The organism is Microbispora sp. KK1-11, from assembly GCF_006874435.1.
In the GTDB taxonomy this organism is placed as follows: domain Bacteria; phylum Actinomycetota; class Actinomycetes; order Streptosporangiales; family Streptosporangiaceae; genus Microbispora; species Microbispora catharanthi.
This window is the reverse complement of record NZ_VIRJ01000002.1, coordinates 112,669-130,969: the sequence shown is the minus strand read 5'-3', so window position 1 is coordinate 130,969 and position 18,301 is coordinate 112,669. Positions and strand designations below refer to the sequence as shown.

Annotated in this window: 18 protein-coding genes; 6 read left to right on the top strand and 12 right to left on the bottom strand. The window is 69.3% G+C overall.

Features of this window, described 5'->3' with window-relative positions; genetic code table 11:
- Nucleotides 1-322 precede the first annotated feature (322 nt).
- The 4 genes from FLW16_RS03520 (at nucleotide 323) to FLW16_RS03505 (ending at nucleotide 3,695) form a co-directional block, all read left to right on the top strand.
- Complete coding sequence (locus FLW16_RS03520; RefSeq protein ID WP_142557546.1) at nucleotides 323-1,237, top strand: DNA-3-methyladenine glycosylase; 915 nt, start codon at nucleotides 323-325, stop codon at nucleotides 1,235-1,237.
- Between the two features lie 378 nt (nucleotides 1,238-1,615).
- On the top strand, nucleotides 1,616-2,143 hold the full coding sequence (locus FLW16_RS03515) for a hypothetical protein (RefSeq protein WP_142557544.1): 528 nt from the start codon (nucleotides 1,616-1,618) through the stop codon (nucleotides 2,141-2,143).
- A 164-nt stretch (nucleotides 2,144-2,307) separates the two neighbouring features.
- Complete coding sequence (locus tag FLW16_RS03510; RefSeq protein WP_142557542.1) at nucleotides 2,308-2,799, top strand: VOC family protein; 492 nt, start codon at nucleotides 2,308-2,310, stop codon at nucleotides 2,797-2,799.
- Nucleotides 2,796-3,695 (top strand): MerR family transcriptional regulator, encoded by a 900-nt coding sequence (locus FLW16_RS03505; protein ID WP_260614842.1) that lies wholly within the window; start codon nucleotides 2,796-2,798, stop codon nucleotides 3,693-3,695. The genes FLW16_RS03510 and FLW16_RS03505 overlap by 4 nt, the downstream gene beginning before the upstream one ends.
- An 86-nt stretch (nucleotides 3,696-3,781) precedes the next feature.
- Here the strand turns inward: FLW16_RS03505 and FLW16_RS03500 are convergent, their stop codons facing one another.
- Nucleotides 3,782-4,216: a hypothetical protein gene (locus FLW16_RS03500; RefSeq protein ID WP_142557540.1), complete on the bottom strand. Its 435-nt coding sequence runs from the start codon at nucleotides 4,214-4,216 to the stop codon at nucleotides 3,782-3,784.
- Nucleotides 4,217-4,274: 58 nt separating this feature from the next.
- The gene (locus FLW16_RS03495) at nucleotides 4,275-5,267 is read right to left on the bottom strand and encodes a ferritin-like protein (protein ID WP_221890874.1); all 993 of its coding nucleotides are present in this window, start codon (nucleotides 5,265-5,267) and stop codon (nucleotides 4,275-4,277) included.
- Nucleotides 5,268-5,744: 477 nt separating this feature from the next.
- Between FLW16_RS03495 and FLW16_RS03490 the strand changes: the two genes are divergently transcribed.
- Entirely contained in the window at nucleotides 5,745-6,926 is a 1,182-nt protein-coding gene (locus FLW16_RS03490) for a cytochrome P450 (protein WP_260614841.1), read from the top strand.
- 220 nt (nucleotides 6,927-7,146) lie between these two features.
- Here FLW16_RS03490 and FLW16_RS43370 read toward each other — a convergent pair whose 3' ends face one another.
- The 5 genes from FLW16_RS43370 to FLW16_RS03465 all read right to left on the bottom strand — a co-directional run bounded on the left by FLW16_RS43370 (nucleotide 7,147) and on the right by FLW16_RS03465 (nucleotide 11,924).
- A complete protein-coding gene (locus FLW16_RS43370; protein WP_185949233.1) occupies nucleotides 7,147-7,377 on the bottom strand; it encodes a hypothetical protein in 231 nt (76 codons plus the stop codon).
- A 180-nt stretch (nucleotides 7,378-7,557) separates the two neighbouring features.
- Nucleotides 7,558-8,313, bottom strand: a complete 756-nt coding sequence (locus tag FLW16_RS03480; RefSeq protein ID WP_142557536.1) for an SDR family oxidoreductase — start codon at nucleotides 8,311-8,313, stop codon at nucleotides 7,558-7,560.
- Between the two features lie 226 nt (nucleotides 8,314-8,539).
- Entirely contained in the window at nucleotides 8,540-9,685 is a 1,146-nt protein-coding gene (locus FLW16_RS03475; RefSeq protein ID WP_142557534.1) for an SUKH-4 family immunity protein, read from the bottom strand.
- Between the two features lie 142 nt (nucleotides 9,686-9,827).
- Nucleotides 9,828-11,027 (bottom strand): low temperature requirement protein A, encoded by a 1,200-nt coding sequence (locus tag FLW16_RS03470; RefSeq protein WP_185949232.1) that lies wholly within the window; start codon nucleotides 11,025-11,027, stop codon nucleotides 9,828-9,830.
- Nucleotides 11,028-11,189: 162 nt separating this feature from the next.
- Nucleotides 11,190-11,924: an SDR family oxidoreductase gene (locus FLW16_RS03465; RefSeq protein WP_142557530.1), complete on the bottom strand. Its 735-nt coding sequence runs from the start codon at nucleotides 11,922-11,924 to the stop codon at nucleotides 11,190-11,192.
- Between the two features lie 757 nt (nucleotides 11,925-12,681).
- Between FLW16_RS03465 and FLW16_RS03460 the strand changes: the two genes are divergently transcribed.
- On the top strand, nucleotides 12,682-14,862 hold the full coding sequence (locus tag FLW16_RS03460; RefSeq protein WP_142557528.1) for an alpha/beta hydrolase-fold protein: 2,181 nt from the start codon (nucleotides 12,682-12,684) through the stop codon (nucleotides 14,860-14,862).
- 177 nt (nucleotides 14,863-15,039) lie between these two features.
- Here the strand turns inward: FLW16_RS03460 and FLW16_RS03455 are convergent, their stop codons facing one another.
- The 5 genes from FLW16_RS03455 to FLW16_RS44355 form a co-directional block, all read right to left on the bottom strand.
- Nucleotides 15,040-15,798, bottom strand: coding sequence for a hypothetical protein (locus FLW16_RS03455; protein ID WP_142557526.1), 759 nt, complete (start codon nucleotides 15,796-15,798; stop codon nucleotides 15,040-15,042).
- 108 nt (nucleotides 15,799-15,906) lie between these two features.
- Complete coding sequence (locus tag FLW16_RS03450; RefSeq protein WP_142557524.1) at nucleotides 15,907-16,146, bottom strand: hypothetical protein; 240 nt, start codon at nucleotides 16,144-16,146, stop codon at nucleotides 15,907-15,909.
- A gap of 48 nt (nucleotides 16,147-16,194) precedes the next feature.
- Entirely contained in the window at nucleotides 16,195-16,473 is a 279-nt protein-coding gene (locus FLW16_RS43365; RefSeq protein ID WP_185949231.1) for a hypothetical protein, read from the bottom strand.
- Between the two features lie 221 nt (nucleotides 16,474-16,694).
- Nucleotides 16,695-17,123 carry a hypothetical protein gene (locus FLW16_RS44360; protein WP_221890873.1) on the bottom strand — a complete coding sequence of 143 codons (429 nt, stop codon included), beginning with the start codon at nucleotides 17,121-17,123 and terminating at the stop codon, nucleotides 16,695-16,697.
- A 104-nt stretch (nucleotides 17,124-17,227) separates the two neighbouring features.
- The gene (locus tag FLW16_RS44355; protein WP_221890872.1) at nucleotides 17,228-18,220 is read right to left on the bottom strand and encodes a hypothetical protein; all 993 of its coding nucleotides are present in this window, start codon (nucleotides 18,218-18,220) and stop codon (nucleotides 17,228-17,230) included.
- Between the last annotated feature and the right edge of the window lie 81 nt (nucleotides 18,221-18,301).

The window sequence follows — 18,301 nt, the reverse complement described above, 5'->3', positions numbered from 1 at the left end:
ATGATCGGCACGGGAATGCCAGTTGGTCCGGCTTGGTCGCGCCGGAAGTCGCCGTGCAACGGAAGAATAGGCAACGGGAGCGGAAGGGCGACAGTGAAAGTCGTAAGTCTCCTGCCGAAAGTTTTCGAGGGGGAGTGTTCCGAGGCGCGGGGCTACCTCTCGCCCGGCACGATGATCGTGATCTTGCTGCGGGCGGCGTCGATGCCGTACCTCCCGTCCTCTCCGGGTGTCCTCGTGCCCGGAGATCCGGTATGGCCCACGGGGTCGCTGTCATGCCGACCGGCAAGATCGTTTGTCGGCCCGGCCTCGTACGATGTCGCCTATGACCAGGCACGGTTTCACGCTCACGGCAGAAGGCCCGTTCGACTTCGGCGCGACGTTGCGCTTCGTCGAGGACTGGCCGGCCACCAGCGTGCTGCCCTCCGACGGGCGGGCGCTGCGCTTCGCCTACTGCGCGGAGTCCGACTGGCTGCCGATCGGCGTGACCGTGACCGCCGCGCCGGACGGGGTCGCCGTCGCCACGACGCGGGCCGCCGGGCCGCGGATCCGGGGTGAGGTGGCGCGCATCCTGTCCCTCGACGTGGACGGCTCCGGCTTCGCCGCGGCCGGCGAGGCCGACCCGGTGCTCGGCGACCTGCAGCGGAAGAGTCCCGGCCTGCGCCCGCTGGGCTTCTGGAGCCCCTGGGAGGCGGCCTGCTGGGCGGTGATCGTGCAGCGTTCGTCGATGCTCATCGCCGCCCGGCTCAAGCAGCGCATCGCGGAGCGATACGGCGCGAAGGTCGTCGTGGACGGGGAGACCTACGCCGCCTTTCCTCCGCCCATGACGCTGCTGCAGGCCGGCGGTCTCGGCCTGCCCGCGCAGAAGGAGGAGTGGCTGCGCGGGCTGGCCCAGGCGGCGCTCGACGGTGTGCTCACCGCCGAGCACCTGCGCGCGCTCGACCCCCAGGAGGCGCTGGCAGAGCTCCGCGCCCTGCCCGGCGTGGGGCCGTTCTCCGCCGGCCTGATCCTGATCCGCGGCGCGGGTGCGCCGGACGCGTTCCCTGGCGACGAACCACGCCTGTTCGCGATCCTGCGTGAGGCGTACGGCCTGCCGGAGGACGCGCCGCCTGCCGCCTATCGGAAGGTGGCCGAGGCGTGGCGGCCCTACCGTTCCTGGGCCTCCTTCCTGTTCCGCGCGTCCGGCTACGGAGTCATCGACGACGACCGGCCCCCGAGCCGTTCAACGCGAGGCCGCTGAGCCCTCCGCGGGCGGTAGCGCGGTGATGAGCACGATGGCGGCGCCGCCATCGGCACGCCGCGGCCGTCTCGCGGCGTCTGAGAAGACGATGAACGGGCCGGGGCGCCGTCTCATCGAATTCTCACGCGGGCTGAATATCGGATGAGACTTCATCGTCCGGGCGGCTTCTGCCGCATTGGGCCGATCGTCGTCCACGGTCCCGCTCTGAGCTGGCTTCATAAGAATGGCGTAAGCGGGCCGTCATGGTCGTGCGGATATTTAAGAATCGTCTCGGCCGCGAAAAAGGCCGATACGTTCTTCGGCGAAGGCGAAATCCGGTGCGGGCACCCTCTCTGTCCATTGAAACCCGCGCCGGTGGTTTTCCCGAGGAGGAACCAAATGCGTGCAAAAGTGACCGCCGGACTGCTGACCGCCACCGTCGGCGCCTGCGTGCTCGTCCCGACGGCGTCGGCCTTCGCGGCGACCGGTCAGCCGGGCGCCCCGCGACCCGTGGCCACCACGACCCCGAAGCAGAATCCGCAGCAGAACCCGAAGCAGGACACCAAGCAGGACCCCAAGCGGGATGACGGCAAGAAGGACTCCCGCCCGGCCGCGGCCACCTCGCTGACCATCACCGCCTGGGCGAGTGAGGAGACGGCGAAGCGGTCCCGCAACGACCGGCGTGCCAAGCAGTTGACGCTCTCGGGCTCGCTGACCTCCGGCCGGTCGGGCCTGGCCGCCCAGACCATCGCCGTCTACTTCCGCAAGGCCGGCTCCGCCCGCTACACGTACGTCACCTCGACGCGTACGGGGTCGCGCGGGCAGTACAGCGTGAAGGTGAACAACGGCGGGACGGGCACATGGAAGGCCGCCTTCGCCGGCACGTCGCTCAAGCAGCAGAGCTCAGCCACGGTGAACGTCGACTGACATCCACGCCACGACCGGGGGCGCGTTCCGAGGAACGGGAACGCGCCCCTCTTTTCCCCAGCCGGTCGCGTCCCTGATCGCCGACTGGCGGTCTCCACAGGCATGGCCGTTCGCCGTCGTACGGCCTTGACCCTGACGCAGCAGGAGGCTCGACGATCGGGGGCATGAGCGAGTACATCAGTCCCGTCCCCATGCCCGCGCTCGACGCGACCGCCCCCGAGATCTACCGGGATTACTACGGCATGCCGATGTTCGTCAGCATCCCCACCCGCGACCTCGCGGCGTCGAAGGACTTCTGGACCCGGGGGCTCGGGTTCGTCGACCTGTTCTCCGTGCCGGATCGGCTGACTCATCTGCGCCGCTGGGCCTTCCAGGACGTCCTGCTCGTGCCCGCGGAACACGTGGGCGAGGTCCCGGCGATGAGTGTCAGCTTCGCCTGTGTCCTCAGCCAGATCGACCAGATCGCCGCCCGCTGCGAGGAACTCGTGCCGGGCTGCACCAGCGGCCCGAGGGAGATGCCGTGGAACTCCATCGAGCTGACGGTCGTCACACCCGAGAACGCCCGGGTCGTGATGACGGCCGCGCAGCCGCTCGATCCGCGCAGCGCGCGGGCGGACGACCTGCGAGCGATAGGCATCGAGATCCCGACCGAGTGAGCACCCCGTACGTCCGCCTCAGACTGTGGGCCTTCGGCGAGGTCGGCGATACTGGGCCGGTGACGAGCGACGCCCGCGAGTGCCAACCGGTCACCACCGGACCGGACGGCTCCGACGGCCTCACCGTCGGCCGGGCTGCCACGCTCGTCGGGGTCAGCGTGAAGACGCTGCACCACTGGGACGCGATCGGCCTCGTACGTCCGAGCGGGCGCACCTGGGCCGGATACCGGGTGTACTCGGGCGACGACGTCGCGCGGATCCACCGCGTCCTCGTCTACAGGGAGCTCGGGTTTCCGCTCGCCGAGATCGGCCGGATCCTCGACGACCCTGCCGCCGACGCGCGCGACCATCTGCGCCGGCAGCGGACGCTGCTCGTGGAGCGCATCTCCCGCCTGCGGAAGATGGTCGGGGCGGTCGACCGCATGCTGGGTGCGTCGAGCACCGGCATGCGGTTGACCCCGGAGGAGCAGGTCGAGATCTTCGGCGACGACTGGCAGCCCGCCTGGGCCGACGAGGCCGAAGACCGCTGGGGCGACAGCGCGCAGTGGGCGCAGTACGTCGAACGGGCCGGCGAGATGACACCGGAGGACTGGAAGAGGATCGCGGCCGAGACCGATGCCCTGAACGCCGACCTCGCCGCCGCGAAGCGCGCCGGTGTCACGCCGGGGTCCACCGGCGCGAACGCGCTCGCGGAGCGGCACCGCGCGTCGCTGTCGAGGTATTTCGACTGCACACACTCGATGCACGCCTGCATCGGGCGGATGTTCACCGCCGATCTCCGGTTCGCCGGCCATTACGACGCGGTCGAGCCGGGCCTGGCCGACTGGCTGCGCGACACGATCTGCGCGAACGCCGCGGCTCATGGCGTCGACCCGGAGTCCGCGACCTGGCGGTAGCCCCGGGCGTCATGGGCAGGGCGTGCAACGGTCCCAGATCATGCGCTGACGGGCGGTCGGCGAAGCTCGTTCCTGCCGGGAACGCTCTAGCTGAGCATTCGCTCGAGCCGGGAGATCGCCCTGGTCAAAGGGCCGCTCCTCGCCATCGCCGCCCGCTCCGACGCGCGCACTGCGGCGAAGCCGTAGTCGGTCATCCGCCGCTCGTAGTCGCCGATCGCGCAGGCGAGCGGCAGGCCCGCCGTGACGGCGTCGGACAGGGCACGGCACAGGACGGCCGCGTCAAGCAACGCGCAGTTGGCCCCCAAGCCCTGGGCCGGCTCAAGGCGTGAACGGTCGACGCCGTCGACGACGGTGACCCGTCTGCTGGACAGCCCGGACGTGCCGGTGAACAGCTCGTACAGGTGGCAGGCACTGGTGCAGGGCGCCCGTCGGGCGCCGCGGTCATGACCAAGGTTTCGCTGACCGCACTCGTCCGTGATCTCGCCGGGCAGTCCGTCCCACGAGTCTGGCCCGGCGACCACGGCTCAGATACGTGATCGGCGGGCACTGGCTACGCGCTGGGACCGCGGTAGACGCTCATCAGCGTGACTCCGGCGGCACGTATTCGAAGGTGGGGCCGGCCGTGGTGCCGTCCACGTCGGGCATCAGCAACAGGGCGTCGGCCTGGGCCTTGACCGCGTACATCGCGCCGACGGCGGCCCCGAGCAGTTTCGGGTCGCCGTTGAAAGCCTGCTCCAGCTGGTTCAGAAGCATGCAGTAGGTGCGGTTGAACGCGTCCTGCGCGGTACGGATCGCGCTGCCCGGGGCGTGATCGGACAGCCTCGGGTTGGGACGCATCGGGCGCACGGCGGCCAGGTTCACCGAGATCGTCTCGCCGGTCGGCCCGGACTGCGGGGTGTCGCCGCGCCGGTAGCGCCGGCCGAGCTGGAGCTCCCGGAAGCGGTAGTAGTGGGCGACCTCGTCCCGGTCGGGGTGGAAGATGTCCTGGTCTCCGTCCCAGACCTCGCCCCGCGCCGTGCCCTCGCCCTGTTCGACGATCTCCTTCAGGGCCCCCAGCGCCGACTCCAGGTCCTCCACTGCGAACAACCACCCCGCGGTGTGCCGGAAATGGCCGCCGTTCACCTGGCGCGCGGGGTCGCCGCAGAAGACCTCCCGCTCGCCGAGCTGCTCGCACAGGTGGCGCAGTCCCTGCTCGATCGCGTCGTAGAACTGCCCGATCGTCTCGTAGCCGTCGCCCTCCGCCGGAGCGCCGGGTGGGGCCGGCTGTTCCAGCCGCAGGAACATGTCCAGGGCCTCCGGGCCGAACGGGAGCAGCGACAGCTCCAGATCGCTGTGGGGCAGCCGCCGGGGATACGGCGGCAACATCTCCGGCGTGTCGAGGCGCGGCCGGCCGCCGACGGCGTTGAGCAGGTTCGCGGCCAGCGCCAGATGCAGCATCTCCTCGGCGAAGACGCTGCCCACCACCTCCACGGCCTCCGGATTGTGCTCCGGCTCCAGGGAGTACAGCGCGCACAGGTACGGCGGCAACGTCGCGTGTTCCAGCTCGACCGCCCACTGAAGGTGCTCACGCAAACTGTCGAGGGTGTCGATTGGCGCCGGTCCGGGAGCAGCGACGCTCCCCTGCGGTTCCAGATCGTTCATCGAAGTCCTACCTCACTGGCAGAAGTGGTCTCTGTGCGTCGGACGCAACCGGTCGCAGGCTAAGACCGGACAGCCACCGGACGTGTGACAGCCGCCGGGAATCTCTTCGCGATCCATGAGCTCCGTGGCCCGACGCAGTCAGGCCGTGGCCGGTCGCCGAGCGCGTAGCCGGCGGCGCGATCCGTCCAGCGCGTCGCGGTGCGGCACGCGCGACCCTCGGATCCGTCCTGGTGAACGCGGAACACCTCCATCAGGGGGTGATTCGCCTGTTGACGGACGGTGCGACATTTCGTACGTTCCGCGTAGGCCGCACCCCGGGCGCCCCCGACGGAAGGGGTTGCAGTGACCACCGAACCGGTTTCGAACGGGACTGAGCCGGATATCGGGCCCACTATTGGGCCGGATATCGTGCCGGGGCCACTTGCCACACCGCCACCGGAGTTCGCCCGCAGACGCGAGTCGGGGCCGCTGGAACCGGCGACCATGCCCAGCGGCGACCGCGTCCCGATGGCCGTCCGGTACGAGGACGTCCGCGCCCTGCTGGCCTCGCCCGCATCCAGCCGCAATCTCCGCCTCCCAGGATTGCCGCGGTTCGTGAGCGGCGTCGGCATCGATGACGACCCGGACGCGCTGATCAACCAGGATCCGCCGGAGCACACGCGTTACCGCCGGATCATGCAGGGCACCTTCACCCCGCGCCAGATCGAACCGTGGCGTTCCCGCATCGCGGCGATCGCCGGAAAACTCCTCGACGGCCTGGGCGAGCGCTTCGACGTGGTCCAGGGATACGCGCTGCGGCTACCGGCCCATGTCATCTGTGAAATGCTCGGCGTGCCGATGGACCATTACGAGCAGTTCGTCCAGTGGACGGACATGTTCCTGACCACCTCCACGGCCACGGAGCAGGCGCGTTACGAGGGCTACAACGACTTCATGGCCTACGCCGCGGAACTGGTCGCCCAGCATCGCCTGTCGCCTGGCGAGGACCTCATCGACCTGCTCATCCAGGCCAGGGACTCAGGCGACCGGCTGTCGGAGGGCGAGCTCGTCAACACGGTCTTCTCCTTGATCACGGCCGGTTACGAGACGACCGCCTCGATGATCGCCCGTGGCGTGTTCCGGCTGCTCCTTCACCCGGACCAGTGGGACGAACTCGTCGCGGACCCGGCCCTGACGGCTACCGCCGTCGAGGAGATCCTGCGCTTCGACGGGCCGCCCGCCAGTGCGTTCATGCGCCGTATCACCGAGGACGTCGACCTGCCCAGCGGCTCGCTGAGCGCGGGGGCGGTCGTCATGCCGAATCTGAACGCGGCCAATCACGACCCGCAGGCGTTTCCCGAGCCCGGCAGGTTCGACATCCACCGATTCACCGAACACCCCCCCAACCCGCATGTGGCATTCGGTTACGGTCCGCACCGCTGCCTGGCCGCCAGTCTCGCCAGGGTCGAGCTCACCGAGGCGATCAGAGCCCTGGTCATCCGGCGACCCGCTCTCCGCCTGGCCACCTCGCCCGAGTCGGTGACATGGACCGACGGTCTGGTCCTTCGGCCGGTCGCGCTGCACGTCACCTCGGGGCCGACAGGCGCCTGACGGAGGCGGGGCCGGCGCGTCCGGTGGCGGGGCGACGGCGCCCACCCACACTCAGGCCGTGGTCCCGGTGCCCGCGAGCCACCTCACCGGCGAGCGGCGCAACCCGGTGAGCACCACCGGGCACCGGCGCCTCGTACGGACGTTTCTCTCCGCCGCGCAGACCGGCGACCTCGCAGAACTGGAAGAACTGCTCGCCGCCGGTGCCGCCCGCCAGGCCGCTCTACTCGGCGGGATCGCCGGGCCGGAGGTCGTCTTCCAGCACCTCGACCGCGGCGAGCAGACCTCGCAGGCCGATCTCCTCGCGTTCGGCGTCCGTCGGGTCGAACAGCCAGTCGGTGACCGGCAGGCCGGCGGCGTCCTCCGGACGGCTGGACTCGACCCGGATCACCTCCGCCTCGACCTCGATTTCGAGCTCGTGCAGGAATTCGTTTCCGTCGCTCGAAGCGGTCATCGTTCCTCTCTCCGTGGCTTGTGCGGATGGCTCGGCCGGGGGCGGGACGCGATGACCGCGGTGATCTGCGCAGCGTGACCTGGACAGCGCGGCCGGGACAGCAGCGCGGCCGGGACGGCGGTGCGCCCGATGATCGCGGTCATCGGGTGCGCGCCCCCAGGGGTGAACGGCCTCGGCGGTCTACTTGCCGGTGGCGGCGCTGTCGAGCCAGTCGTGGTAGCGGATCGTGCCGAGGGTGGCGTCGCCGATCGGGACCAGCGACCGCTCGCTCAGCTCGCTGCCGAAGTAACGCGCGTGCGGGTCGGTGACGACCTCGCGCGGGTCGCCCCAGGCGGTCAGCGCCCGCCGGAAGAACTCGTCCATCCGGGACTGCTCGGGCCCGGCGATCTCGACCCTGCCGTTCAGCGGCGACCCCACAGCGGTCCGGCCGACCGCCTGGGCGACATCGTCGCCCGCGATGGGCTGGAAGAGCACGGGCGCCATGTGCACCTTGCCGTCCACGGAGGCGTCGTCCGCGATGCCGCGGGCGAACTCGAAGAACTGGGTCGAGTGCACGAGCGAGAACGGGATCCCCGACTTCTCGATCAGCTGCTCCTGGGCGATCTTCGCCGCGAAGTAGCCGTTCTCCGGCATCCGCTCCGTCCCCACGATCGACACCGCGACGTGGTGACCCACACCCGCCTCCGCCTCCGCCGCGAGCAGGTTGCCCGTGGAGGTCTCGAAGAACTTCAGCACTGCCGCCCGCTCGAACGACGGCGAGTTCGACACGTCGACCACCACCTGCGCGCCCGCCAGCACCTCGGCCAGCCCCTCGCCGGTCAGCGTGTTGACGCCGGTGTTCGGCGACGCCGCCACTGCCTCGTGGCCGTGCTCGCCCAGCTTCTTCACCAGCTTCGACCCGATCAGTCCGGTGCCGCCGATTACCACGATCTTCATCGCGCTCTCTTTCTGTCCGCCGGGTCGCCTCGTCGCCACCCGGTCGCCAGCTAAGACCGGACAGCCTCCGGGGTTGTGACGGCAGCCGGCAGGTTCACGTCAACTCGTCACCGGTTACGCGAGGCGGGTCATGACGGCGGGTTCTCGTCCCGTCGGGGGTGGCTCTGCACGGGCGGTGCCGCCCGAGGGCCGGACGCACGCCTCTTCGAACAGCCGGTCGTGCCCGTTACAGCACTCCGCCCGCTGCGTCGTGGAAGGTCTCCGGCCAGCAGCGGAAGTCGTCCACGCCCGTCGACGGCAGGCAGGCCACCGGGTCGACGGCGGCGAGTGTCGTGACCATGGTGTCGGCGAGTTGGTGGTAGAAGTTGCCGCCCGTGAGGTCGTAGGGATGCCTCAGCATCTGCTCCATGGCGTACATCCACAGCGTGAACGCCAGAGTGGAGACATCGGCGTTCAGAGGCGTCGGCGCCTCGCACGTGTAGGGGGCGTGATGGACCTCGCCGGTGTGCCCGTCGAGCAGCACCTCGAGGTCGTAGGGGATCATCTCGCCGATGACGAACAGGTGATCGGCGCCGGGCGGGGGAGTGGTGCGCCTGATTTCATCGTGCAGGTGAGCCAGGTCGGGGTGCCGCAGGAACTCCTCGCGGTGATCGAGGACCGTCTGCAGGGGTTTTCCGGCACCGTCGGCGGAGAACAGCCGGGCGTCCGCGGGCAGCCCGACCTCGCTCAGGAAGCGTCGTGTCGGCTCGTGCGTCAGCGCGGCCGGCAGGTTCTCGGGCGCGACACGGACGAGCCCCTGCACGCCGAAGACGTTCTCCAGCACCTGCGCGGGCAGATCGAGCCGCAGCCCCCGCCCGGGGGACGCGATCAGCGCCATCGGCTTGATGACAGCCATGATGCGCCACAGGGTCGGCAGCTCGTACGGCCACTGCTCGGGCCCGCCCGCAGGACCCCAGCCGTCCGGCCCCCACTCCTCCTCACGGAAGACGGCCACCAGCCGCTGGAGCGCTTCCTTCACCGGCTCGATGCCTGTGCATCCCGTCAGATCGGCGAACCGCCCACACAGCCCCTTAAGCTCGGCCACGGCCGCCACCATCCGGCGCAGCGCCTCGACCGACGGCGCCAACGCGTCCAGGGCGAAAAGGTCGGGCCGGTACATCTCCAGCGCGAAGACCCGGCCTGTGCCGGGGTCCCGGACCACCGCCTGTGCCTCCTGCCCCTCGGACAGCAGATGCCCGACGACCTCCAACCCGGCGATGAACGGATCGAGTTCGCCCGGGTCGAGCTCCTCCTCGAACAGATCGACCGTCCGGAGCACGGGTGCCCCCACGGTCCTGAACGTCACCACCGCCTGCCCCTGCGCCGCGGTCACCACACCCCCTCAAGGTCTTGTGCTTGCCCACCGTAACGGCGTGTTCTTCGCGAACGTGCCTCTCAGCCCGAAGCCGCGGCCTGACCAGTTCGCCCGGGCGGAGGCGAGAGATGTCCGCAACCTGTGGACGAGAACAAGTCGGCTACCGGCGTTGCTCGGCGAGCCGGCCAGCTCCGGTGCGGGCCCCGGCGGTCGCCGTCCAGATCGTGACGGCGACCAGCAGAACGCAGACGGCCGCGATCGCCGCGACCACGCCGGCCACGCCGATCCAGGGCGTCGCGAGCGGCAGCGACAGGACGACGGCGACGCATCCCAGGACCACGGCCGGGACCATGACGGGCTCCGTGACGACAAGCAGGTGCACCGCCCACAGCAGGGCGAGATACACCCCTACCGGGACGGCGACCGCGTAGCCGAGCGCCGGCGACGACCCCGCGACGTCGTGCCCGCTCTTCTCCACCGTCACCTCGAGCCCGGCGCCGAGGGCCGCCAGAGCTGCGAAGATTCCATAGTGGCCGTATCCCCACAGGTAGGACCGATGACGGCGGTCACTGAGACCGTCCCCGGCAGGTCCGAGGAAATACAGCCACCAAAGAGCGAACAGCAGGATGAGACCGGCGCCGGCGATCACGAAGAAGGGGCCGCCGGCCTCGCCCGTCTCGAGCGCTCTTCCGACCCCCCTGCTCGCGGCCAGCACGCTCTCACCGAGCAGGATGATCGTGAACAGGCCGTAGCGCTCGGCGATGTGGTGCGGGTGCCAGTTGGTGGCCCTGGCCCGTTCCGCCCACCGCGGCACCGCGAGTTCCAGGGCGGCCAGGCAGACGAAGAACGGCAGGCCGAAGGACGAGGGCAGGACTCCCGTCTCCACGAGGACGAGCCGCGACAGCCAGCCCATCTGCAGGAAGGCGATGCCGCCGGCGTAGCGGAACGCGGTGCGGCGTCTCGCCGGGTCTTCGAGACCGGCCCGCAGCCATTGGGCGACGAGCCCGATCCTCATGACGAGGTAGCCCAGCGTGATGACCCCGTAGGCGGAGTGGCTCGCCGCGGCGGGCACGCCGGCGGCGAGGACCAGCACACCGGCCATCTGCACCATGGTCAGCAGCCGGTACGCCACGTCGTCGGTGTCGTAGGACGAGGCGAACCACGTGAAGTTCATCCACGCCCACCAGATCGCGAAGAACACCTGGAGGAACGGCACCAGCCCGGCCAGGCCATGACCGTCGGCGATGTCGTGCGCGAACTGCGCGGTGGCGGCCGCGACCGCGACCACGAAGGTGAGATCGAACAGCAGTTCGAGCTGACTCGAAACGCGGTGCGGCTCATCGATGGCACGGGCGCTCATCCGGATCCGGATCGTGGTGCCTGCTGGTGGCAAGGTCCTGCTCCTGTCTCTGCGCAACGTACGGTACGCCTCGAAGACAGAGCAGAGTTTCGATCTGTGACAGCGCGGCACCGGGATCGCGCGCTCGCGGCTGGAGGAATGCGCGGAACGGGCACCGGCCGGTCAGCGCGCGAGCCACTCCCGATAGGTGGTCCTGGCGATGACGGCGCCGTCCTTGGCGACGAGGGCGCGGCCCGAGGCGGCGGCGTACATGCCGGCGCTGTCGTCGGTGACGACGGCGCGGTGGTCGCCGCGGGCGGTCAGGGTGATCCTGCCCAGCTCGTCGAGCGCGAAGACCTCGGGGCCTGCGATGTTCAGGGTGCCTCGCAGCGGGACGCCCACGCTGACGTCGGCCACGGCCCGGGCGACGTCGTCCGCGGCCATGGGCTGCATGAGGGTGGCGGGCAGGCGGACGGTGTGCTCGTCGGAGGTCCAGGACAACACCGTGTCGATGAACTCGAAGAACTGCGTGGAACGCACGATCGAGTACGGCACGGGGCCCGCCTTGAGCAGGTCCTCCTGCAGCACCTTCGCGCGGTAGTAGACCGAACCGGGCACCAGGTCGGCGCCCACGATCGACAGGATGACCGCGTGGCCGACGCCGGCCGCCTCGGCGCCGGTCAGCAGGTTGTCCATCGTCTTCCGGAAGAAGGCGGGCGAGGCGTCGTCGAAGGTCCGCGGCTTCGTCAGATTGACGACGACGTCGGCGCCTGCCAGCGCCTCGGGCAGGCCCCGCCCGGTGAGCAGGTCCAGTCCGGTGGACGTCGAGTGCGGCACCGCCTCGTGTCCACGCGCGTTCAGGATCTTGACCACCCGTGATCCGATGAGGCCGGTCCCACCGATGACAGCGATCTTCATGTCCTGGCCTTCCCGGTGCTCGGACACGACGATACGTGCCGGCCGGCCCGGTCGAGCCGGGGCACTCGGTCACGCGGGCGACCGAACGGCCTCGCTCGTCGTCGGCTCTGCCGACGCTCGACGGAGGGCCTGAGAAAGGGCGTGAGCGGCCGGCGTGTCGAGAGGTATCGCAAGTTGCTTGCGTTAACAATCGATGTCGCTTACGTTGAAGATCGGCAACGGAGCCGATATCGAGTGCGATTCCACGGGTGGCGTGGCCGTCAAGGCCGACGGCGGCGCACGTGTACCGACGTTCCGGGTCGGGTGACCCACAGCTTCCAGTCCTGATTCGGCTGAGGTGCTCAAGGGCGTGATGGAGGACGTTGACGCAGTCGGGCTCCGTCCTGATCGTCCGCGCCGGCAGCGATTGCCATGACAAGTACTCCGATGGCTGGGAGCGGCGGCATCCGGCAAGCGACTCGGATACGAGGTCCCGCGCATGCCGACGTCGCCGACGCGACCTGTCGGTGAAAGGGCTCCGCCGACTGCCGCTTCCGGCCTGCTCGGTGATCCGCGGCCCATCGCACCGTCGAGACCACGACGAGGCCCCTGACACCCACCGACGGCTGCGCCGTCCAGGTGCACCTGCCGGTTCAGGCGAACAAGGCGAACGTGTGACGGACGGAGGTGCAGGCACAGAACCAACCCGCTCATCCACCGACGATCCAAGTCGGCCAGTTCGGGGCCTGTCCACTGCCGACGATGAAGGAGTTTCGGTATGACGTTATGGAATGACGGCAGCGTGCGCCCCAAGGGTGTGCGCCGGCTTTCGGCGGTGATCGCCGCCGGAGTCATGGCGATGGCGGCGGTGTTGCTCGCGCCGTCGCTACCAGCGGCCGCGGACGCACCATGGCTGAACGTGTCCGAGGACGGCTACGTGTCGTTCAATGTCCCTGACGCCTACGTCCAGGCCAACGCGGGCCAGGTGTCGCAGGTGATGATCGAGGGGAACTTCGGCCCCTCCTTCGCCTGGGCGGAGTACGGTCTGACCCGCCGGGGCGACGTCTGGTCCGGGGCCCTCGGCCCGCTCAAGCCGGGGCTGTACTCCTACCAGGTCACGGGCGACGACACCAAGAGTTTCAAGGACCCGACGAACGGCACCGGCGTGGCCTCCAAGCCTCTCTGGAGCACCTTCCTCGTCCCGGGCGACTCGGCGCGTCTGCTGGCGGACGCACCTCAGGGACAGGGCGGCAAGGTCGAGACCCTGACCTACCGGACCAAGCAGAAGGAGCGGTCGGCGCTGGTGTGGACGCCGACGCGGTATTCGGCCAAGCGCGCCAAGGCATACCCGGTGCTGTTCCTGCAGTCCGGTGACGGGGGGAGCGCCACTGACTGGCTCGACCTCGGCCGGGCCAAGCAGATCTTCGACAACCTGTCGGCCCAGGGCTCCATGGAGCCGATGGTGGTCGTGATCAGCGGCGGTGACGGGCCGGCTGACGACAAGGAGCTGAAGGACCTCCGCAAGGCGGCCGCGGACAGGTACCACGTCCTCCGCGACCCGGCGCACCAGGCGATCGCCGGTGTGTCCGAGGGTGGGACGCGGGCACTGCGTGCCGCTCTGACCGACCCGGGTCACTTCGCCTATGTCGGCTCCTTCTCGGGTCTGGCCGACAGCGTCGGCCGGGCGGACGCGAAGGCGATCAACCGCGACGTCAAGCTGGTGCGTCTGTACACCGGGAACGTGACCGATCCCGCGTACAACGCGACCAATCGCCTGACGAAGGCGCTGAACCGCGCCGGAATCAGGTACGAGTTCGACGGGGTCAACCCCGACGCCGGGGCGAACTGGAACGCCTGGCAGGAGAATCTGGTCGATTTCGTGCCGCGGCTGTTCCGCAAGGTGTCGGATCACGGTCCGAGCGCCGGTCACGGGCCGCTGAAGGGCGAGTTCCACCCGCCGGCGAGTGGTACGACTCCGACGCCGTTCGTGACCGAGGACGGCTTCGTCACCTTCGAGACCACGCCGGACTTCAAGGACGCCAAGCATGTGACGCTATGGGCGAATGACGCCCCCGGCGGAAGCTGGCTGCGCCTCCCGATGTCCCGTGAAGGCGACCGGTGGCGGACGACCGTGGGCCCGTTGGACCCGTGGTTCTACTACTACCAACTGATCGTGGATCGGGTCGCCGTCAAGGACGCGTCGAACCCGACGAAGGTGACCTCCGAGCCGAACTGGAGCACCTTCCTCATCCCGGGCGAGAGGTCGCGCCTGCTCTCGGACGTTCCCGCCGGCCAGGGTGGAAAGGTCGAGAGCCTGACCTACCGGAGCACCGTGGCGAACCAGGACCGGACCGCGTTGGTGTGGACCCCACCCGGTTACAACCCGGACCGTGCGAAGCCGTATCCCGTCCTCTACCTCCAGCACGGTAGCGGCCAGAGCTACACCGACTGGGTCGAGATGGGACGTGCCAAGCAGATCCTCGACCACGAGTTCCTCGACGGCGACCTGGTGCCGATGGTGGTCGTGATGGGCAACGGCAACGTGCCCGACTTCACCAAGGAACTGCTGGAGAACATCGTTCCGGCGGCTCGCGCCCACTACAACATCTCCAGCGACCCGTCGCAGCAGGCCCTCGCCGGTCTCTCCATGGGTGGTGTGCAGACACTTGGGGTCCTCAAAGCGCACCCGGGTGAGTTCGCCTACGTCGCGGCGTTCTCGTCCTGGTTCGGAGATGGAACGGGCGTCGACGTGGCGGCGATCAACAACGGGACGAAGCTGTTGCGCCTGTACGTCGGCGACCAGACCGACTTCGTGCAGCCGTTGTTCATGGCGTCCCTGACCACCTTGAACGACCTCGGTATCCGCTACGAGTTCGACGGGGTCACGCCCGGGCCGCACGGCTGGGATGTGTGGCAGAAGAACCTCATCGACCTGGCACCGCGCTTGTTCAAGCGCTAGACGGGCCCGTTCGAGGACGCGAGTCATGTGAGCGCTCACAGACGAGAATCGGCATGAAAAAGACGGGGCGCGGCGTGGTGTGGCCGTGCCCCGTCCCGGTCGATCGCCGGCTTGCGTCGAAGGGGCCTCTATGCAGGCGAGGAGCCGCTCGCCGTCGGCTGGACCAACCAGATCCACTCAGTAGCGGTGGCCAGGCCAGTGCGGGTCCTCCCAGCGGGCGGGGCCGGCAAGGCCGAGCAGTCGAATCCGGTGGAGCAGTTCTACGGGAGCGTTCCCGGCAAGGAGTCGGGCAGGGGCGTGACGGATCAGCCAGGCCGTCAACTCGGTACGCATCTCTTCCTCGTTGTCCCCGCCTCCCCACGGGAGCTGGTCTCCGAGCAAGTCGCACTCCCAGTGCGTCACCGCTTCGGCCAGGCGCTGGCCGGCCACGGCGCACGTCTGCGCCTCCCAGACGTGCAGCCATGGGCTGAGCGTCGCAGATGCTTCGGCACACAGAGCGAGGACTTCGTACGCGGGCCCAGCAGGATCCGCGTCGATGAGACTGAGAGCCCACCAGGCGTTCAGGAATTCCCACACCGCTGCGGCCTGCTCGGCAGGCCACTGCTGCCACTGGCCGCGAGCGAATGAACGTCCGACCTCCTCCATACCGAAGAGAGGCTCGACAAGACCGCTGACCAGGGCCCTCGACAACTGGGGCAGAATACGGCGCAACACCGATGCATGGTCATTCCAGTCAGTAGCCTGCCAAGCGCGACGCAGGAGATCAGGGTCCAGCTCCGTGTCCGGCACCTTCAACTGCGCGAGCTCTTCCGCGCTGCCCCAGTGGCACTCACAATTGTGCTCGTCAGGGTGGGCGGTCATGCCATGGAAGGTGACCGCCATGCGGTTCAACGCGGCGTCGAGACGGAGTCGTGCGGGCGTCTGGTCCAGGTTCATCGCGGGCGTTCGCCTTCAAAGACTCCGGAAGCTGCGCCATCCGAAGGTTGCCACATCAGCGAAATCCATGCTCCCCGGCCGGTGGTGAAGGAGATGGAAGCGACGCTGTCAGCTTGGGAATTGCTCCTGGCGGGTCGTCGGCCCCGGGGCTGAGCGCGTTACGGCGACTTCGGCGGCGGTGCGAACGAGCGGGGCGAGCGTGCGGTCGCGGCGCTCCTCGGGCCAGACGGCAAGCAGGGTGGTCCGGCGTCCGTCGAGGGGGACGGCGACCAGGCCGCGGCCGAGGTGATGGGCGACCGATTCGGGCAGCGCGGCGATCATGCGGCCGAGCGCGATCAGCTCGGCCACAGGGGTGGTGTCCCTGATGACCGGCCCGGTCCCCGGCCACTCCGCCGTTCAGCGCGGGAAGGTCTCGCCGGCCAGGTCGGCCATGCGGATCGACGCCCGCCCGGCGAGCCGGTGGGTGGGCGGCAGCACCACCATCTCGCGCTCGGCCAGCGGGTGTTCGAGACCAAGGTCTTCGGGGTGACCGAGGCGATGCTGCCGCTGCTGCTGCGCTCGCCGGCCGGGCCTGTGGTGAACCTGTCCGGGCGCGGTGGCTCGCTCACCGACCGCCGGATTGGAAGCAAGATCTTTTAGTGTCGCGCCGTGCCATTCGGTGGTGGTTCGTGCCACCTCAGCGCCTTTGCGTGTCCGGCAGTGCCGGGTCCTGACGGTGCGTGACGGGGCGAGCGAGCACGCACCGAGCACGGCCGCCGCTCCGTTCGGTCATTGCATCGTGCACTCAGACAGCAGGCCACGTGGTGTAGCCACACCGACCGCCTCACCCCCGAAGCGTCCCCATACTCCTGACCCTTGACCTGAGGTCACGCTTTATCGAATGCGAGCCCTACTCACTAGGCGCGTGCTGGAGGCAGGCCGTAGCGGCTGACGGCCAGGTACGTCTCCGGCGTCACCGCTTCGAGGAGTCCCCCGTCGCTTTCCAGGTCGAGTTCTGGTTCCTGGCGACGGCGCAGCAGATCACTCCAGTCGCTTGTCGCTCCGCGATCGTAAGCGTGGCGGAGCAGGGGGCGCAGCCGGGGCCGGGCTTCCTCCTGCCGCTCGCGGAAGATCCGCCGCTGGGTGAGCCGCTGTTCTTCCTGAGCATCCTCGCTGAGTTCCTGGTCATCGGCCGGCTGGTCCTCGGCGCGCAGCCCCGGGGTGCGCTGGGCGATGGCGAGGTCTTCCTCGCGGAGACGCTCGCAGGCGGCGAACAGCTTCCGGGACATGCCGAGGTGAACCTCGGTTCCGGGGATGCGGCAGGCGAGGAAGTCGTCGAGGCCCATGGAACGGATACTGGCGCGCAGGGTGTGCCGCTCGGTGTGGGGCGCTGCTCCGCGGGCTTCTGCCCGCATGGCGAGGGTGAGGTCGTCGTCTTCCAGGGGCGTGGTCAGTCGGGAGCCCGATGGCGGGACGCGCGGTAGGCGGGAACGGGCACCGTGCGCAGTTGCGAGGCGGGAGCGGAGCGCAGCGCCAGGTAGGTAAGCATTTGGGCGCGGGCCGCGTTGATGAGCGCGTCGTCGCTGTCGCCGAGACGGTCTTCGAGGTTGCCTGGTCCGACCGCTGACTCGTGGTCGATGCCGAATCCGGCTGGGGTGAGCGGCGGCTGTCCGGGGTGCAGGCCGTGGTCGATGGTGAGGAAGAGGTCGTCTCCGGGCCGCACGGACGCTCCGACCAGGACGGTGCGGTGGGCGTACGAGCTGAGAATCTTGCTGCCGGCAGACAGCTGCTCCCACCCCTTGCGGAGCGTGCTGAGGCCTACGTCGCCCCCCTTGGCCTCGATCAGCCAGTACAGGCCCTCTGCCTGGTGCTGCCCCCACAGGTCGGGCAGCTTATTCTTCGGGTTCTTGAAGGTGTTGAGCAGGGCGGGGATCGGGCCGCCAAGTTCGAGGTGCTCGGTCTGACCGAGGCCCAGCAGTGAGCGGCAGGCCCACTCGGTCATCGTCATACCCAACCGGTAGGCGGCTGCGTTCTTCGCGCTGCGCTCGGCGCCGTACGCGTACACCGGGTTCAGGGTCAGGCGTTGGCCCGTGGTGCCTCGTACGGGGTGCTGAGGCATGACAGGGTGTGTTCCGAGGTAGGCGTACAGAGGGGAAACCCGGGCGACGAGTTCCCCGTGTGCATACTGCGGCTGATTCTGCAAGTGCGGGGTGACGTCGCGGCCGACCTCAATGGCGGCCTTGATGATCTCCCGCCAGGTGGTGGTCGAGACGTACCAGCCGTCCGTCGCCGGAAACCCACCCGCCCCCGCCCACAGCTTGTGCTTGGCCGTCCGCCACTGCCTTCTGGGCTTCTTCGCAGGCCTGTCACGGAAAAGGATCGGTACGTCGAAGCTGTCGGCGTAGGTGAGCGGTGGCTCGTCGGGGACGTGTGCGGGGATCATGCGGCTCACTCTGGCACGGTTGGATCGCTTCCGGCGCCGGGTTCGGGGTTGCCGGCCTGCTCCCAGTGGGAGCCATTCGGT

What these genes read in the sequence shown, in the direction of transcription:
- FLW16_RS03520 (WP_142557546.1), top strand. Translation starts at nt 323, where the DNA reads ATGACCAGGCACGGTTTCACGCTCACGGCAGAAGGCCCGTTCGACTTC.
- FLW16_RS03515 (WP_142557544.1), top strand. Translation starts at nt 1,616, where the DNA reads ATGCGTGCAAAAGTGACCGCCGGACTGCTGACCGCCACCGTCGGCGCC.
- FLW16_RS03510 (WP_142557542.1), top strand. Translation starts at nt 2,308, where the DNA reads ATGAGCGAGTACATCAGTCCCGTCCCCATGCCCGCGCTCGACGCGACC.
- FLW16_RS43370 (WP_185949233.1), bottom strand. Translation starts at nt 7,377, where the DNA reads ATGACCGCTTCGAGCGACGGAAACGAATTCCTGCACGAGCTCGAAATC.
- FLW16_RS03480 (WP_142557536.1), bottom strand. Translation starts at nt 8,313, where the DNA reads ATGAAGATCGTGGTAATCGGCGGCACCGGACTGATCGGGTCGAAGCTG.
- FLW16_RS03470 (WP_185949232.1), bottom strand. Translation starts at nt 11,027, where the DNA reads ATGAGCGCCCGTGCCATCGATGAGCCGCACCGCGTTTCGAGTCAGCTC.
- FLW16_RS03465 (WP_142557530.1), bottom strand. Translation starts at nt 11,924, where the DNA reads ATGAAGATCGCTGTCATCGGTGGGACCGGCCTCATCGGATCACGGGTG.
- FLW16_RS03460 (WP_142557528.1), top strand. Translation starts at nt 12,682, where the DNA reads ATGACGTTATGGAATGACGGCAGCGTGCGCCCCAAGGGTGTGCGCCGG.
- FLW16_RS03455 (WP_142557526.1), bottom strand. Translation starts at nt 15,798, where the DNA reads ATGAACCTGGACCAGACGCCCGCACGACTCCGTCTCGACGCCGCGTTG.
- FLW16_RS44360 (WP_221890873.1), bottom strand. Translation starts at nt 17,123, where the DNA reads ATGGGCCTCGACGACTTCCTCGCCTGCCGCATCCCCGGAACCGAGGTT.
- FLW16_RS44355 (WP_221890872.1), bottom strand. Translation starts at nt 18,220, where the DNA reads ATGATCCCCGCACACGTCCCCGACGAGCCACCGCTCACCTACGCCGAC.